This is a genomic window from Bradyrhizobium sp. 62, from assembly GCF_023073035.1.
Taxonomy (GTDB): domain Bacteria; phylum Pseudomonadota; class Alphaproteobacteria; order Rhizobiales; family Xanthobacteraceae; genus Bradyrhizobium.
Map to the genome: position 1 here is coordinate 1,435,985 of NZ_JADPIT010000015.1, position 15,152 is coordinate 1,451,136.

The window sequence follows — 15,152 nt, forward strand, 5'->3', positions numbered from 1 at the left end:
CTGCCCGGTGGCGCGCTGGAAGCGCAGGTTGAAGCGCTCCTTCTTCAGGTTCAGGATGGCGTCATCCTGCTGATCGGGGCTCAACGCGCGGATGTCTTCGATTTTCATCTGGGCCATGGCCATTACTCCGCAATGCGCTCGACGAAGCGCGTCTTGATCGGCAGCTTCGCTGCCGCCAGGGTCAGCGCTTCACGCGCCGTCTGGGTGTTGACGCCGTCGATCTCGAACAGCACCCGGCCCGGCTTGACGCGCGCGACCCACAATTCCGGCGCGCCCTTGCCGGAGCCCATGCGGACTTCGGCAGGCTTCTTCGACACGGGAACGTCGGGGAATATGCGGATCCAGACGCGGCCGGCGCGCTTCATGTGGCGGGTCAGCGCGCGGCGAGCGGCTTCGATCTGGCGCGCAGTGACGCGCTCAGGCTCGGTCGCCTTCAGACCGAACTGGCCGAAGGCCAACGTCGCGCCCGAAGACGCAACGCCGTGGATACGGCCCTTATGCGCCTTCCGGAACTTCGTTTTCTTAGGTTGCATCATGGCTTCAAGCCCTCAAATTCTCTGTGCTGGCGTCAGGCTGCAGCGTTGTCCCGGCGCTGCCGGCCGCCGCGATCGCCGCCGCCACCAGTCTCACCTTCGGCCATTCTCTTGTCCTGGGCCATCGGATCGTGCTCGAGGATCTCGCCCTTGAAGATCCAGACCTTGACACCGCAGGTGCCGAAGGTCGTGAACGCGGTCGCGACGCCGTAGTCGATGTCTGCGCGCAGCGTGTGCAGCGGCACGCGACCTTCGCGGTACCACTCCATGCGCGCGATTTCCGCGCCGCCCAAACGTCCCGAGCAGTTGATGCGGATGCCTTCCGCTCCGAGACGCATCGCCGACTGCACGGCGCGCTTCATGGCGCGGCGGAACGCCACGCGGCGCTCCAGCTGCTGCGCGATCGACTCGGCCACCAGCGTCGCATCGAGCTCCGGCTTGCGGATTTCGACGATGTTGATGACGACGTCGGACGCGGTGATGTCCGCGACCTTCTTGCGCAGCTTGTCGATGTCGGCACCCTTTTTGCCGATCACCACGCCCGGACGAGCCGAGTGGATGGTGACGCGGCACTTCTTGTGCGGACGCTCGATCACGATGCGGGCGACGGCCGCCTGCTTGAGCTCCTTGTGCAGGATCTCGCGGATCTTGACGTCCTCGTGCAGCAGCTTGCCGTATTCCTGCTTGCCCGCGTACCAGCGGGAATCCCAGGTCCGGTTGATGCCGAGACGCAGACCGATCGGATTGATCTTTTGACCCATCGTGTTCTCCTGCGTCCCTTAAGCCGCTGCTGCGGCTTCGACCTGACGAACGATGATCGTCAGCTGTGAAAATGGTTTGTAGACACGGCCCGAACGGCCACGGCCGCGGGCGGCAAAGCGCTTCATCACGAGGCCGTTGCCGACGAAGGCCTGCGCCACGACGAGATCATCGACGTCGAGGTCGTGGTTGTTCTCGGCGTTGGCAATAGCCGATTCCAGGCACTTCTTCACGTCAACCGCGATCCGCTTGCGCGAAAATTGCAGGTCGGCGAGCGCAGCAGCCGCCTTCCGGCCGCGAATGAGCTGGGCGACCAGGTTGAGCTTCTGCGGGCTCACCCGCAGCATCCGGGCGACCGCCTTGGCCTCGTTCTCGGCGAGGCTCCGTTCGCGCTTAGGTTTGCTCATCGTTTAATCCTCAAGCCTTCTTGGCTTTCTTGTCCCCGGAGTGGCCATGGAAGGTACGGGTCGGCGAGAACTCGCCGAACTTGTGACCGACCATTTCCTCGTTGACCGCCACCGGCACGTGCTTCTGACCGTTGTAGACGCCGAAGGTCAGACCGACGAATTGCGGCAGGATCGTCGAGCGACGGCTCCAGATCTTGATGACGTCGTGACGGCCGGACGAGCGCGCGGCATCTGCCTTCTTGAGCAGAGAACCCTCGACGAACGGGCCTTTCCAGACTGAACGAACCATGTCCGGCGTTCCTTACTTCTTCCGCTTGTGGCGGCTTAGGAGAATGAATTTGTTGGTCGACTTGTTGGAGCGGGTCTTCTTGCCCTTGGTCGGCTTGCCCCACGGAGTAACCGGGTGGCGGCCGCCCGAGGTACGACCTTCACCACCGCCGTGCGGATGGTCGATCGGGTTCATCGAGACGCCGCGGTTATGCGGCTTGCGGCCCAGCCAACGGTTGCGGCCGGCCTTGCCGATCGACGTGTTCATGTGATCCGGGTTCGACACCGCGCCAATCGTGGCGCGGCAACGGCCGTGCACCAGGCGCTGTTCACCCGAGTTCAGGCGGACGATCACGTAGTCCTGGTCGCGACCGACGAGCTGGGCGTAGGTGCCCGCGGAACGGGCGAGCTGGCCGCCCTTCCCGATCTTGACCTCGATGTTGTGGATGATCGTGCCGACCGGCATGTTGCCGAGCGGCATGACATTGCCCGGCTTCACGTCGACGTAGTTGCCGGCGACGACGGAATCACCGACGGCCAGGCGCTGCGGCGCCAGGATATAGGCCTGGGTGCCGTCTTCGTACTTGACCAGCGCGATGAACGCGGTGCGGTTCGGATCATATTCCAACCGCTCGACCGTCGCGGGCGCATCGACCTTGTCGCGCTTGAAATCGACGGTACGCAACGTCCGCTTATGACCGCCGCCGCGGAAGCGCACCGTGATGCGACCGGTGTTGTTGCGGCCGCCAGAGGAGTGCTTGCCTTCGGTGAGCGCCTTGACCGGCTTGCCCTTGTAGAGGGCCGAACGATCGACCATGACCAGCTGGCGCTGGCCCGGCGTCGTGGGATTGAATGTCTTCAGTGCCATCGTCGTACGACCTTACAGACCGGTGGTCACGTCGATCCGGTGACCCTCTTCGAGAGTCACGATCGCGCGCTTGGAGTTCGACTGCGAGCCGAGGTTGCCGCGGAAGATCTTGGTCTTGCCCTTGCGGACCAGCGTGTTGACACTCTTGACCTTGACGTCGAACAGCTTCTCGATCGCTTCCTTGATCTGCGGCTTGGTCGCCTTCGCGGCCACCTTGAACAGCACCTTGTTGTGCTCCGAGGCGATCGTGGCCTTTTCGGTCACGACCGGCGACAGGATCACGTCGTAGTGGCGAGGCTCGATGTTCTTCGTCATTTGAAGCGCGCCTCCAGCGCATCGATGGCGGCCTTGGTCAGAACGAGTTTCCGACGGCGCAGGATGTCATAGACGTTGATGCCCTGGATCGGCAGCACGTCCATGTTCGGGATGTTGCGGGCTGCAGCGGCGAAGCCGTTGTTGAGCTCGGCGCCGTCGATGATCAGCGCGTTGGTCAAACCCAGACCGGAGAAATGACCAAGCAGCGCCTTGGTCTTGGCCGCTTCCAGCGCGGCTTTGTCGATCACGATGAGATCGCCGTCCTTGGCCTTGGCCGAGAGCGCATGCTTGAGCGCGAGCGCACGGACCTTCTTCGGCAGGTCGGTGGCGTGAGAACGCACCACCGGACCGAAGGCACGGCCACCGCCGCGGAACTGCGGCACGCGAGCCGAGCCGTGACGAGCACCACCGGTGCCCTTCTGCTTGTACATCTTCTTGCCGGTGCGCCAGATCTCGGCGCGGCCCTTGGCCTTGTGCGTGCCGGCCTGGCGCTTGTTGAGCTGCCACTGCACGCAACGTGCAATGATGTCCTGGCGCGGCTCGAGGCCGAAAATGGTGTCGGAAAGCTGGACCGAGCCGGCTTCCTTACCTTCGAGGGTGGTGACCTTCAATTCCATCTCACGCCTCCTGCGCAGCCGGAGCAGCGTCCGCTTCGCCAGCAACCTTGAACTTGCCGGGCTTCGGAGCTTCCTTAGGCAGCGGCTTCTTGACGGCGTCGCGCACGCGGATCCAGCCGCCCTTGGAACCGGGAACGGCGCCTTCGACGAGGATCAGGCCGCGCTCGACATCGAGCTGAACGACCCGAAGGTTGAGCGTGGTGATGCGGTCGACGCCCATGTGACCGGGCATCTTCTTGTTCTTCCAGGTCTTGCCCGGGTCCTGACGGCCACCGGTCGAACCGATCGAACGGTGCGAGACCGAGACGCCGTGAGTGGCGCGCAGACCGCCGAAGTTCCAGCGCTTCATACCGCCGGCAAAACCCTTACCGACCGAAGTTCCGGTGACGTCGACGAACTGACCGACGACAAAGTGGTCGGCCAGGATCTCGGCACCGACGGGGATCATCTGATCCGCGGAGACGCGGAATTCCTCGACCTGCCGCTTCGGCTCGACCTTGGCGACCGCGAACTGGCCGCGCTCCGCCTTGGGCATGTACACGGTCTTGCGGCTGCCAGAACCAAGCTGGAGCGCGACATAACCGTTTTTCTCTTCGGTGCGGTGGCCTACGACCTGGCAATTGCCGAGCTTCAGCACGGTCACGGGGATATGTTCGCCGGCCTCTGTAAAGACCCGCGTCATCCCGACCTTTTGTGCGATCACTCCGGAGCGCATCGGCGTGCTTCCTGTTCTTTCTGTCCGCTAGTGGCGAACGTGATCCAAAAATCTTAGAGCTTGATCTCGACGTCGACACCGGCGGCCAAGTCGAGCTTCATCAAAGCATCGACGGTCTGCGGGGTCGGATCGACGATGTCGAGCAGGCGCTTGTGAGTGCGCATCTCGAACTGCTCGCGGCTCTTCTTGTCGACGTGCGGCGAACGGTTGACGGTGAACTTCTCGATGCGGGTGGGCAGCGGAATGGGTCCGCGGACCTGCGCGCCGGTGCGCTTCGCCGTGTTCACGATCTCGCGGGTCGACGTATCGAGGATACGATGGTCGAACGCCTTGAGACGGATACGAATGTTTTGGCCGTTCATTGCCGTGGTCTCTCTTCAGTGGGGTGGCGAATAGCGAATAGCGAATTTCACATTCGCTATTCGCCGATCCCTATTTTCGTAATTACTCGATGATCGAGGCGACGACGCCGGCGCCGACGGTACGGCCACCTTCGCGGATCGCGAAGCGGAGCTTCTCTTCCATCGCGATCGGCACGATCAGGTGCACTTCCATCGCGATGTTGTCGCCCGGCATCACCATCTCGGTGCCTTCCGGCAGATGCACGACACCGGTCACGTCGGTGGTGCGGAAGTAGAACTGCGGACGGTAGTTGGTGAAGAACGGGGTGTGGCGGCCGCCCTCTTCCTTGGTGAGGATGTAAGCCTCAGCCTTGAACTTGGTGTGCGGCTTGACCGAACCCGGCTTGCACAGCACCTGGCCGCGCTCGACGTCCTCGCGCTTGGTACCGCGAAGCAGCGCACCGATGTTATCGCCGGCCTGGCCCTGATCGAGCAGCTTGCGGAACATTTCGACGCCAGTGACCGTGGTCTTCTGCGTGGCGCGCAGACCGACGATCTCGATTTCCTCGCCGACCTTGACGATACCGCGCTCGACACGGCCGGTCACGACGGTGCCGCGGCCCGAGATCGAGAACACGTCTTCAACCGGCATCAGGAACGGAAGGTCGACCGGACGCTCCGGCTGCGGAATGTAGGCGTCGACCTGCTTCATCAGCTCGAGGATCGCGTCATGGCCGAGCGTCTTGTCGGAATCTTCGAGAGCGGCGAGCGCCGAGCCCTTGATGATCGGGATGGTGTCGCCCGGGAATTCGTACTTCGAGAGCAGCTCGCGAACCTCGAGCTCGACGAGCTCGAGCAGTTCCGGATCGTCGACCATGTCGCACTTGTTGAGGAACACGACGAGCGCGGGAACGCCGACCTGGCGGGCGAGCAGGATGTGCTCGCGGGTCTGCGGCATCGGACCGTCAGCGGCCGACACGACCAGGATCGCACCGTCCATCTGGGCGGCGCCGGTGATCATGTTCTTCACGTAGTCGGCGTGGCCGGGGCAGTCGACGTGCGCGTAGTGGCGGTTCTTGGTCTCGTATTCGACGTGCGCCGTCGAGATCGTGATACCGCGCGCCTTCTCTTCCGGCGCCTTGTCGATCTGGTCGTACGCGGTGAACGTCGCGCCGCCGGCTTCGGCGAGGACCTTGGTGATCGCCGCGGTCAGCGACGTCTTGCCATGGTCGACGTGACCGATGGTGCCGATGTTGCAGTGCGGCTTGTTACGTTCAAACTTTGCTTTGGCCATTTGACTCTCCGTTCAATCGTCAGTTCGAGACCGACGACAATCAGGCAAACTTCTTCTGGACTTCTGCCGACACGTTGGCCGGCGCTTCTGCGTAGTGGTCGAACTGCATGGTGAAGGTCGCGCGACCCTGGCTCATCGAGCGCAGGTTATTCACGTAACCGAACATGTTCATGAGCGGCACCATCGCGTTGATGACGTTGGCGTTGCCGCGCATGTCCTGACCCTGGATCTGACCGCGCCGGGAATTCAGGTCGCCGATGACCGAGCCGGTGTAATCTTCCGGGGTCACCACTTCGACCTTCATGATCGGCTCGAGCAGGACGGACTTGCCCTTCTGCAAGGCTTCGCGGAATGCAGCACGCGAAGCGATTTCGAAGGCGAGCGCCGACGAGTCGACGTCGTGATACTTGCCATCGACAAGCTGAACCTTGACGTCGACCACGGGGAAGCCCGCGACGACACCAGAGCCCATCACGCTGTTGAGGCCCTTTTCGACGCCGGGGATGTATTCCTTCGGAACCGCACCGCCGACGATCTTGGACTCGAACTCGTAACCCTTGCCGGGCTCGTTCGGCTCGACCACGATCGACACTTCCGCGAACTGACCGGTACCGCCGGTCTGCTTCTTGTGGGTGTACTTGACTTCGGCTCTCTTGGTGACGCGCTCACGGAACGCCACCTGCGGCGCGCCGATGTTGGCATCGACCTTGTAGGTGCGGCGAAGAATGTCGACCTTGATGTCGAGATGGAGTTCACCCATTCCCTTGAGGATGGTCTGGCCGGACTCTTGGTCGGTCGACACGCGGAAGGACGGATCCTCCGCAGCGAGCTTCGCCAGCGCCACGCCGAGCTTTTCCTGGTCGGCCTTGGACTTGGGTTCGATCGCGATCTCGATGACCGGCTCGGGGAATTCCATCTTTTCGAGGATCACCGCCTTGTCGGGATCGCACAACGTGTCACCGGTGCGCGCTTCCTTCAGGCCAGCCAATGCGACGATGTCGCCGGCATAGGCTTCCTTGATGTCTTCGCGGTTGTTCGCATGCATCAGCAACATGCGGCCGATGCGCTCCTTGCGGTCGCGCGTCGAATTGATGACGCCGGTGCCCGACAGCAGCGTGCCGGAATAGATGCGGCAGAAGGTGATGGTGCCGACGAATGGGTCGTCCATGATCTTGAAGGCCAACAGAGCCAGCGGCTCCTTGTCGTCCGGCAGGCGAACGACCTCGTTACCGTCTTCGTCGACGCCCTTGATGGCGGGCACGTCAACGGGCGACGGCAGATAATCCACGACCGCGTCGAGCAAAGGCTGCACGCCCTTGTTCTTGAACGCCGAGCCGCACAATACCGGGAAGAACGCGCCAGTCAGCACGGCCTTGCGGATCAAGCGCTTCAACGTCGCCTCGTCGGGCTCCTTGCCGTCGAGGTAAGCGGCGAGAACTTCGTCGTCGAGCTCGACGGCGGCTTCCAACAGCTTCTCGCGATATTCCTTGGCCTTCTCGACCATGTCCTCGGGAATATCGATGTCGACGAACTTGGCGTCGAGCTTCTCTTCTTCCCAGACCACGCCCTTCATACGAACGAGATCGACCAGACCCTTGAAGTTGTTCTCGGAGCCGATCGGAAGCTGGATCGCGATCGGCTTCGCGCCGAGGCGGTCGACGATATCCTGCATGCACTTGTAGAAGTCGGCGCCGGTCTTATCCATCTTGTTGGCGAAGACGATGCGCGGAACCTTGTACTTGTCGCCCTGGCGCCAGACCGTCTCGGTCTGGGGCTCGACGCCCTGGTTCGAGTCGAGCACGCACACGGCGCCGTCGAGCACGCGCAAGCTGCGCTCGACTTCGATGGTGAAGTCGACGTGGCCGGGAGTGTCGATAATGTTGAGACGCTTGCCTTCCCAGAACGCGGTGGTCGCGGCCGACGTAATTGTAATGCCGCGCTCCTGCTCCTGCTCCATCCAGTCCATCGTCGCGGCACCTTCGTGCACTTCGCCGATCTTGTGGCTCTTGCCGGTGTAATAGAGGATGCGCTCGGTGGTCGTGGTCTTGCCGGCATCGATATGCGCCATGATACCGAAGTTACGGTAGTTCTCTATGGCATGAACGCGGGGCATGGAGTGTTCCTTAGATTCCGTGTGTCGCCGTTACCAGCGATAGTGCGAGAAGGCGCGGTTGGCTTCCGCCATCCGGTGCACGTCTTCGCGCTTCTTGACGGCGTTACCCCGGTTGTTCGACGCGTCCAGGAGCTCCGCAGAGAGCCGCTCGGTCATCGTCTTCTCGTTGCGATCGCGCGCAGCCGAGATCAGCCAGCGAATGCCCAGCGCCTGACGGCGCACCGAGCGAACTTCGACCGGAACCTGATAGGTCGCGCCACCGACGCGGCGGGAGCGCACTTCGATCGTCGGCATGACGTTCTCGAGTGCCTGCTCGAACACGCCGAGCGGGTTCTGCTTGGTCTTGCTTTCGATGAGGCCGAACGCGCCGTAGACGATGCCTTCGGCGACAGACTTCTTTCCGGCGTACATCACCGAATTCATGAACTTCGTGACGATGATGTTCCCGAACTTCGGATCGGGAAGGACTTCGCGCTTTTCGGCAGAATGGCGACGAGACATGGACCTGGTTCCCGCTTACTTCGGACGCTTGGCGCCGTACTTCGAACGGCGCTGCTTACGGTTCTTGACGCCCTGGGTATCCAGAACGCCGCGGAGGATGTGGTAGCGCACGCCGGGCAAGTCCTTGACGCGACCGCCGCGGATCATGACCACCGAGTGCTCCTGGAGGTTATGGCCCTCACCGGGGATGTAGCCGATCACCTCGAAGCCGTTGGTCAGGCGCACCTTGGCAACCTTACGAAGCGCCGAGTTCGGCTTCTTCGGGGTCGTGGTGTAAACGCGCGTGCAAACACCGCGCTTCTGCGGCGACTGCTGCAGTGCCGGCACCTTCTTGCGCGACTTCTGCACTTCCCGCGGTTGAGCGATCAGCTGGTTGATCGTCGGCATCCTGGCATTACCCTTTGTGTTCTGCCGCGGCCCGTCACCGGGTCCGCAAATTCTTTCGAGCTACCCGCCCGACGAGGCCGTCTTGCGCGGAACAATCCGCACAAAGCGAAATCGCGCCAACCACCCATCAACGGGCGGAAAGCGCTTCGACGCCACAGAGGACCGCAGTAGTTGAACCGGTCAGCTTGAAGCTGCGGCCCGCGCACCGAGGTCATGCATCCGAATTCGATCTCGAGAGAACATGCTCAAGAGAACTAAAATCGCACTGGCATTGCCTAGCTATGATCGACAGCGTTTGAGCGGCATTCGTCGAGGTTGGTGCCTGTCTTGGCGATCCCAGGGGATCAAACAGGTGGCCCGTTCCGACGTTGGCGATGCTCACCGCCTGTCGTTAAGTGAGGGGGTTCTATAAGTGGGAGTCGGTCAAGTCAAGGCGAAACGTCAGTCAGAAGCGCTTCCCGCGCCTGCTGAAATCGCTTCACGGGCCGCTCGCTGCACCTTCGCGAGATGGAAACGAAGAGCGCGTTCCGCCACCTCCAAACCAATTTATACCCGGGTTAAATATACTTTTGTAACCTTTGGCTAAGGCTTTCTTTCCGGTTGGAGCGCCAATGTGCCGCCTTGGCAGAGATTAGCACCATGCGGTACACCGACATTGCCATTATCGGCGGGGGATTGTCCGGCTCAACCGCCGCCGCGATGCTCGGCCGTAGCGGCATTTCGACCATTCTGATCGATCCGCATGAGAGCTATTCGGCGGACTTTCGTGTCGAAAAACTCAGCGGTCACGTGCAGGTCGGGCGATTCCTGCAGACGGGAATCGCCGAATCGGTGCTGCGCTGCGCGACCTATGTCGGTGAGAACTGGATCGCCCGCTTCGGCCGCCTTCTCGACAAGGCGCCAAGCCGGCAGTTCAACATCCTCTACGATGCCCTCGTCAACGCGGTCCGCGACGAAATTCCTGCCGGCGTCGAGCGCATCTGCGCCAAGGCCATCTTGGTCGAGACAAGCGCGGAGCGGCAGAAGGTCACCCTCTCCAACGACGAGATGGTCTCCGCCCGGTTGGTCGTGCTCGCCAACGGCCTCAATGTCGGCCTGCGCCACCAGCTGGGAATCGCCCGAAAGATCGTCAGTGCCTGCCATTCGATTTCGATCGGGTTCGACGTGGTGCCCGCGGGACGGGACTCCTTCGACTTCCCGGCGTTGACCTATTTCTCGGAACGGCCGAGCGACCGCATCCCCTACCTCACGCTTTTCCCGATCGGGACGCGGATGCGCGCCAATCTGTTCGTCTACCGCAGTTTCGACGATCCCTGGCTGCTTGAGCTGCGCCGCGCGCCCGCCGAGACGCTGAACGCCGCGCTGCCACGACTCAAGCGCATCACCGGACCATTCGACATTCCCGGTGAACTGAAAATCCGCCCGGTCGATCTCTATGTGAACGATGCCAGCGGCCTACCCGGCCTCGTGCTGGTGGGCGATGCCTTCTCGACCTCCTGCCCTGCCGCCGGCACCGGCTGCGACAAGGTCTTCACCGACGTCGAGCGGCTCTGCAACCTCTACATCCCGCGATGGCTGGCCTCCGACGGGATGGATACAAGCAAGATCGCCACCTTCTACGCAGATCCGGTCAAGCGGGCGTGCGACGATTGGTCGGCGGCGAAGGCGTTCGACTTCCGCTCAGTCTCCATTGCGACGAGCCCCTATTGGACGGCGCAGCGCTGGGCACGCTTCATTGCCTGGTCGGTTCAGGGGCTATTGCGGCCGCTTGGAGGAGCCTTCGATCTGGAGCCGAACTTCCTCGGTCACTCCTCCTCATCGTCCTCGTCGAGATCGTCTTCATCCTCGTCGTCATCGTCGCTGTCCTCGTCGACGTGAGCCGGCGCGCCATGAGGTTGGTGGATCTGGTCGTTCCACAGCTTGCGATAGGTGCCGTTCTTGGCGAGCAGTTCCGCATGAGAGCCGCGCTCGATCGCCCTGCCTCCTGAAATCACGATGATCTCGTCCATCTCGACCACCGAGGTCAGGCGGTGGGTCGACCAGATCATGGTGCGGCCCTTGGCAACCTTCAGCAGCGTGCGGTTGATCGCAGCTTCCGTGGTCTGATCGAGCGCCGACGTGGCTTCGTCCAGCAGCAGCACGGAGGGATTACGGATGACCGCGCGCGCGATCGCGATGCGCTGGCGCTGGCCGCCCGATAAGGTATCGCCGCGCTCACCCACCGGCGTATCGTATCGCTGTGGCAGGCTCATGATGTAGCGGTGGATCTCGGCCTTCTTGGCCGCCTCCTCCACTTCCTCGTCGGTCGCGCCCTCCTTGCCGAGCCGGATGTTCTCTCGGATCGACATGTTGAACAGCATGTTCTCCTGGAACACCACCGCCATGCTCCGGCGCAGCGAATCCAGCGTCACCTTGCGGACGTCGACGCCGTCGATGGTGACGCGCCCCTCGTCAGGCACATAGAGCCGCAGGATCAGATTCAGCAGCGTGCTCTTGCCGGAGCCCGAGGGACCGACGATGGCAATGCGCTTGCCGACACTGAGCTTGAGACTGAGATTGTCCAGCACCGGCGTCTGGCTGCCTTCGTACTGGAAGGTCACGTGGTCGAAGGTGATGTCGTTGGTGATGCGCGGCAGATCGGGCGCGCCGGCACGATCGGCGCTGCGCGTGGGCTCGTCGAGCAGCTCCTGCATGTGACGAATCGCGGCTGCCGAGGAGATCGACACGGGGATGAAATGCATCACATGGGCGATGTTGTAGGACACCTCCCAGAACGCGCTCTCGAAGGTGACGAAGGTGCCGATGGTGATCTGCCCCTTGGTCGCCAGATATGCGCCTATCGCGAGCACGACGAGATGCAAGAGCAGCACCGAGATGGTGACCGTCCGCTCCACCATGGTCGACAGGAACGCCGCCGAGGCCATCTTGTTTCGCGTCTCGTCGTTGCGGAATTTGAAGAACCCGAACATCCGGCGTTGCAGGCTGAACGCCTTGATCACGGCCTGCGCCGCCACGTTCTCCTGCACCATGCCGAGCAGCGCGGACTCATTGAGCTTCTGCTCGTAATTCGCCTGAACAGCTTTCGGTGTGAGCATGCGGGGACCGATCAGCGTGATCGGGAACACCAGCAGCGCAACCGCCGCGAGCTGCCAGTTCAGGAACACCATTAGGATGATGCCCGCGATCAATTCCAGGAACGGCAACGCCGCGCTGTTGGCGAAGGTCTTGACCGAGCCCTCGAAGGCCGCGAGGTCGACGGAGAAGCGCGACAGGATCTCGCCGCGCTTGGTGCGACCGAAATAGGCCGCCGGCAGGTCCTGGACGTGCTCGAACAGCCGTTTGCGGACGTCGGAGATGATACACGCCGCGAGCCTCGCATCCCAGCGCTCGTACCAGACCGCGACGATCGAGGTGAAGATGCCCGCGACCGCGAGCACGCCGAGGATCTTGTACAGCGCCTGGAAATCCTCCTCGCCGAGCGCGTCGTCGATCAGGTACTTCAGGCTGAGCGGCATGATGACGTTGAAGAGCGTCTCGACGAAGACGCCGAACGCCACGAACGACAGCATCTGCTTGTAATTGACCAGGAAGGGTTTGACGAAGCCCAGGATGGTCGCGAGCGCGCCGGCGGCCTCGCGGGCGGTAAAGACGACGAGGTCCTCGTCCTCATCATCGTCATCGAGCTCCAGCCCTCCATCCTCCTCGTCTTCATCGTCCTCGTCGTCTTCGAGGTCCGGCTTGACGGGGGGGACGAGCTTCTCGTCGAGCTCGGCCGCCTCTTCCGCGGCGAGCTTCTGTTTGTCGGGCGGGAGGGGCTTGGACGCCATGAAACCAACCGATGCTGACGGCCGGCATGACCGCGGAGAAAGCAGGAAATAGCGGAAACCGCTATTGCATCGATTCTATGCGATCAGGATGAATTCGGCAAAACAATTGGCGAAGGCGCCCGTTTCAGGCGGCTAGTCGTCTTCCTCGTCCTCGACCTTGTCGAAAAAGGAATAGCGCAGGGAATCGGCGTCGGCGTACCACTGGCCCGGCCCCTTGTTGGCGGCGAGCGTCGTCTCCCAGAGCGCGTCCGTGCAGTCCTTGCGGTGCATCGACAGCTCGAAGCCGTTGCCGAAGAACAGTTCGGACCATTCCCACCAGGTGCCGAGCTTCTTGACCCCACGCAGGAGGTCGTAGCGGTCGATCAGTGCCGGCGCCATGTCCGAGGTGACCGAGCCGAACACGAGCCCGGTCTTGACCACACGGTTCAGCTCCCTGATCGCACGGACCACCTGCTTCGGGGAAACGTGGCAGAGGCTGGTCTCGAACACGAAGTCGAACGCACCGTCCTTGAACGGCATGTCGGTGATCGAACCGAGCTTGTTGTACTTCTTCAGCGCCTTCGGCGTTCTGGCGTGAATGGTGCGGTTGTTCTCGATGCCCCAGGCATCGATGCCGCGATCGCGCAGCGCGCCGACAAGCTCGCCGCTGGCCGAGCCCGCGATCAAGAGCTTCGTGCCTTTGGCCTTGCCCCAGACAATGCCGATCAGTTTTGTGAGATAGTCGGGATCGGTGAAGTGTTGCCACACTTCGCTGTAGGGACCCAGGCCGCGATAATTGTCAAAATAGTCGCGATCGATCTTGTCCGAGAGCGGCTTGTCGTCCTGCGAACGCTCGCGGCGCAGGCGCATCATCTCGGTCAAGATGATGTCCGTCGCCGCGTCCGAGGAATCGAGCAGGCCGTTCAGCGTCGAGTCGAACAGATAGTCGCCGACCACCACGATTCCGGGATGTTCCTTCGGCTCCGGCCGGTGATTGGTCATGACGTCGCGCACGGGCAAGCCGCCCGGAATCGCGTTCACCGACGACAGCCAGCGGTGGATCTTGCCTTCCATGAAATGGGCGCGCGCATCGCCGAGCGATGCCGGCAGCGATTTCAGCGCGGCATCGATCAGCTCCTGGTCGGAGAGATTCGCAAAGGCCAGCGCGTCGGAGCCCGGAATCAGCCAGTTCAGTACGCCGTGCTTGCCCACATCATGGCGCGCGCCCTCGTTGTAGACGCAGCAACCGCCAAAGGCTTCCGACATGAACCAGGCGCCGGCGATCTTGTCGCCCCAGAACGGCGTGTCGAACAGGATTGAGACGCGCAAATAGTGCGCGGGACGGTCGAAGTACGAGACGTGCTTGACCATCGACTTGCGGAGCTGTTCGCCCTCCCAGCCGACGGTCCCGAGCCAGGAATGCGGCAAGCAGACCAGCACAAGGTCGAAGTCGCGCGTCTCCGGCCCCTTACCGTTCATCATCTTGAGTTGATAGCGGCCGGTCGGCGCCTTGCCGACGGTGAGGACGCGGTGATTGAGCTGGATGTCGGCATTGACCTCGGACTGGAGGCATTCGATGAGCTGCTCATTGCCGTTCTGGATGGAATAGAGGCCGATATAGCCGTCGACATCCATCAGGTAGTTCTTGAGCGCGTTGAGCCCGTTGGTGTTGTGGCTCTCGGTCGCGAGGTCCGAGCGCGCCATCACCTTGAAGAATCGCTTTGCGGTCTCGTCCTCGACCTCCTCGTCGAGCACCTGTTCGGCGGTCTTGTAGGCCCAGGGGTTCTCGTTGTCGTGCGCGCCGACGCCCTCGTAATACTCGATCGGCGTCATCGTCTCGGCGCAGCGCTTACGGAACGCCTCGATCGCGGCCGCGGTCTTGGCGCCGTATTTACGGCGCATGCCAGCGACGTCGTTGAGGAGCTCGCCGCCGAACTGCACCTGCTCGGCATCCATCGGAATGGTCTGCAGGCCGAAATGCTGGATCAACTCGCGCAACGGATCCGGCCCGGTCATCGAGTAGTCGTAGATCTCGGCAACGCCGGCCTCGTACATCGCGGGCGCGGAATCGAATTTGCGCGTGACGATCTTGCCGCCGAGCCGGTCGGATGCCTCGTAGATGGTGACGCGGCAGAGATCGCCGAGCTTGCGCTTCAAATACCAAGCGCTCATCAGCCCGCCGGGGCCGCCGCCTACGATTGCGAGATCAAGCATGAGAATTCCGTGGTC

17 protein-coding genes are annotated in these 15,152 nt (G+C 62.4%); 1 reads left to right on the forward strand and 16 read right to left on the reverse strand.

The features are described 5' to 3' along the window. The 14 genes from rpmC to rpsL form a co-directional block, all read right to left on the reverse strand. A partial coding sequence (gene rpmC, locus IVB47_RS17565; RefSeq protein WP_346730800.1) for a 50S ribosomal protein L29 occupies nt 1–117 on the reverse strand: 117 nt, incomplete at its 3' end. A gap of 5 nt (nt 118–122) precedes the next feature. Beyond that, the gene (rplP, locus tag IVB47_RS17570; RefSeq protein WP_007603024.1) at nt 123–536 is read right to left on the reverse strand and encodes a 50S ribosomal protein L16; all 414 of its coding nucleotides are present in this window, start codon (nt 534–536) and stop codon (nt 123–125) included. Nucleotides 537–568: 32 nt separating this feature from the next. Next, nucleotides 569–1,294 carry a 30S ribosomal protein S3 gene (rpsC, locus tag IVB47_RS17575; RefSeq protein WP_007603023.1) on the reverse strand — a complete coding sequence of 242 codons (726 nt, stop codon included), beginning with the start codon at nt 1,292–1,294 and terminating at the stop codon, nt 569–571. An 18-nt stretch (nt 1,295–1,312) separates the two neighbouring features. Next, nucleotides 1,313–1,699 carry a 50S ribosomal protein L22 gene (rplV, locus tag IVB47_RS17580; RefSeq protein ID WP_007603022.1) on the reverse strand — a complete coding sequence of 129 codons (387 nt, stop codon included), beginning with the start codon at nt 1,697–1,699 and terminating at the stop codon, nt 1,313–1,315. Nucleotides 1,700–1,709: 10 nt separating this feature from the next. Further along, entirely contained in the window at nt 1,710–1,988 is a 279-nt protein-coding gene (rpsS, locus tag IVB47_RS17585) for a 30S ribosomal protein S19 (protein WP_007603021.1), read from the reverse strand. Nucleotides 1,989–2,000: 12 nt separating this feature from the next. Then, nucleotides 2,001–2,834, reverse strand: a complete 834-nt coding sequence (rplB, locus tag IVB47_RS17590; protein ID WP_007603020.1) for a 50S ribosomal protein L2 — start codon at nt 2,832–2,834, stop codon at nt 2,001–2,003. Nucleotides 2,835–2,846: 12 nt separating this feature from the next. After that, a complete protein-coding gene (locus IVB47_RS17595; RefSeq protein ID WP_007603019.1) occupies nt 2,847–3,149 on the reverse strand; it encodes a 50S ribosomal protein L23 in 303 nt (100 codons plus the stop codon). Further along, a complete protein-coding gene (gene rplD, locus IVB47_RS17600) occupies nt 3,146–3,766 on the reverse strand; it encodes a 50S ribosomal protein L4 (protein ID WP_007603018.1) in 621 nt (206 codons plus the stop codon). Before rplD ends, IVB47_RS17595 begins: the two co-directional genes overlap by 4 nt. Nucleotide 3,767: 1 nt before the next feature. Next, nucleotides 3,768–4,481 carry a 50S ribosomal protein L3 gene (gene rplC / locus IVB47_RS17605; protein ID WP_007603016.1) on the reverse strand — a complete coding sequence of 238 codons (714 nt, stop codon included), beginning with the start codon at nt 4,479–4,481 and terminating at the stop codon, nt 3,768–3,770. A gap of 53 nt (nt 4,482–4,534) precedes the next feature. Further along, the gene (rpsJ, locus tag IVB47_RS17610) at nt 4,535–4,843 is read right to left on the reverse strand and encodes a 30S ribosomal protein S10 (RefSeq protein WP_002712302.1); all 309 of its coding nucleotides are present in this window, start codon (nt 4,841–4,843) and stop codon (nt 4,535–4,537) included. A gap of 82 nt (nt 4,844–4,925) precedes the next feature. Then, nucleotides 4,926–6,116 (reverse strand): elongation factor Tu, encoded by a 1,191-nt coding sequence (gene tuf / locus IVB47_RS17615; protein WP_018456453.1) that lies wholly within the window; start codon nt 6,114–6,116, stop codon nt 4,926–4,928. 40 nt (nt 6,117–6,156) lie between these two features. Next, nucleotides 6,157–8,229, reverse strand: coding sequence for an elongation factor G (gene fusA / locus IVB47_RS17620; protein ID WP_027518591.1), 2,073 nt, complete (start codon nt 8,227–8,229; stop codon nt 6,157–6,159). 30 nt (nt 8,230–8,259) lie between these two features. Next, nucleotides 8,260–8,730 (reverse strand): 30S ribosomal protein S7, encoded by a 471-nt coding sequence (rpsG, locus tag IVB47_RS17625; RefSeq protein ID WP_007603009.1) that lies wholly within the window; start codon nt 8,728–8,730, stop codon nt 8,260–8,262. Between the two features lie 15 nt (nt 8,731–8,745). Next, a complete protein-coding gene (rpsL, locus tag IVB47_RS17630; RefSeq protein WP_007603006.1) occupies nt 8,746–9,117 on the reverse strand; it encodes a 30S ribosomal protein S12 in 372 nt (123 codons plus the stop codon). A gap of 639 nt (nt 9,118–9,756) precedes the next feature. Between rpsL and IVB47_RS17635 the strand changes: the two genes are divergently transcribed. Then, nucleotides 9,757–10,995: an NAD(P)/FAD-dependent oxidoreductase gene (locus IVB47_RS17635; RefSeq protein ID WP_247462835.1), complete on the forward strand. Its 1,239-nt coding sequence runs from the start codon at nt 9,757–9,759 to the stop codon at nt 10,993–10,995. On the opposite strand, the gene IVB47_RS17640 is transcribed toward IVB47_RS17635, so the two are convergent. Together IVB47_RS17640 and IVB47_RS17645 are read right to left on the reverse strand one after the other, a co-directional pair. After that, a complete protein-coding gene (locus IVB47_RS17640) occupies nt 10,923–12,944 on the reverse strand; it encodes an ABC transporter ATP-binding protein (RefSeq protein ID WP_247462837.1) in 2,022 nt (673 codons plus the stop codon). The genes IVB47_RS17635 and IVB47_RS17640 overlap by 73 nt on opposite strands. A 132-nt stretch (nt 12,945–13,076) precedes the next feature. After that, nucleotides 13,077–15,137, reverse strand: a complete 2,061-nt coding sequence (locus IVB47_RS17645; RefSeq protein ID WP_247462839.1) for an FAD-dependent oxidoreductase — start codon at nt 15,135–15,137, stop codon at nt 13,077–13,079. Between the last annotated feature and the right edge of the window lie 15 nt (nt 15,138–15,152).

Bases quoted from the DNA above. Each gene is read 5' to 3' on its own strand.
- rpsJ (WP_002712302.1), bottom strand. From the start codon at position 4,843: ATGAACGGCCAAAACATTCGTATCCGTCTCAAGGCGTTCGACCATCGT.
- rpsS (WP_007603021.1), bottom strand. From the start codon at position 1,988: ATGGTTCGTTCAGTCTGGAAAGGCCCGTTCGTCGAGGGTTCTCTGCTC.
- rpsL (WP_007603006.1), bottom strand. From the start codon at position 9,117: ATGCCGACGATCAACCAGCTGATCGCTCAACCGCGGGAAGTGCAGAAG.
- rpsG (WP_007603009.1), bottom strand. From the start codon at position 8,730: ATGTCTCGTCGCCATTCTGCCGAAAAGCGCGAAGTCCTTCCCGATCCG.
- tuf (WP_018456453.1), bottom strand. From the start codon at position 6,116: ATGGCCAAAGCAAAGTTTGAACGTAACAAGCCGCACTGCAACATCGGC.
- IVB47_RS17645 (WP_247462839.1), bottom strand. From the start codon at position 15,137: ATGCTTGATCTCGCAATCGTAGGCGGCGGCCCCGGCGGGCTGATGAGC.
- rplV (WP_007603022.1), bottom strand. From the start codon at position 1,699: ATGAGCAAACCTAAGCGCGAACGGAGCCTCGCCGAGAACGAGGCCAAG.
- rplC (WP_007603016.1), bottom strand. From the start codon at position 4,481: ATGCGCTCCGGAGTGATCGCACAAAAGGTCGGGATGACGCGGGTCTTT.
- rplD (WP_007603018.1), bottom strand. From the start codon at position 3,766: ATGGAATTGAAGGTCACCACCCTCGAAGGTAAGGAAGCCGGCTCGGTC.
- IVB47_RS17635 (WP_247462835.1), top strand. From the start codon at position 9,757: ATGCGGTACACCGACATTGCCATTATCGGCGGGGGATTGTCCGGCTCA.
- IVB47_RS17640 (WP_247462837.1), bottom strand. From the start codon at position 12,944: ATGGCGTCCAAGCCCCTCCCGCCCGACAAACAGAAGCTCGCCGCGGAA.
- IVB47_RS17595 (WP_007603019.1), bottom strand. From the start codon at position 3,149: ATGACGAAGAACATCGAGCCTCGCCACTACGACGTGATCCTGTCGCCG.
- rplP (WP_007603024.1), bottom strand. From the start codon at position 536: ATGATGCAACCTAAGAAAACGAAGTTCCGGAAGGCGCATAAGGGCCGT.
- rpsC (WP_007603023.1), bottom strand. From the start codon at position 1,294: ATGGGTCAAAAGATCAATCCGATCGGTCTGCGTCTCGGCATCAACCGG.
- rplB (WP_007603020.1), bottom strand. From the start codon at position 2,834: ATGGCACTGAAGACATTCAATCCCACGACGCCGGGCCAGCGCCAGCTG.
- fusA (WP_027518591.1), bottom strand. From the start codon at position 8,229: ATGCCCCGCGTTCATGCCATAGAGAACTACCGTAACTTCGGTATCATG.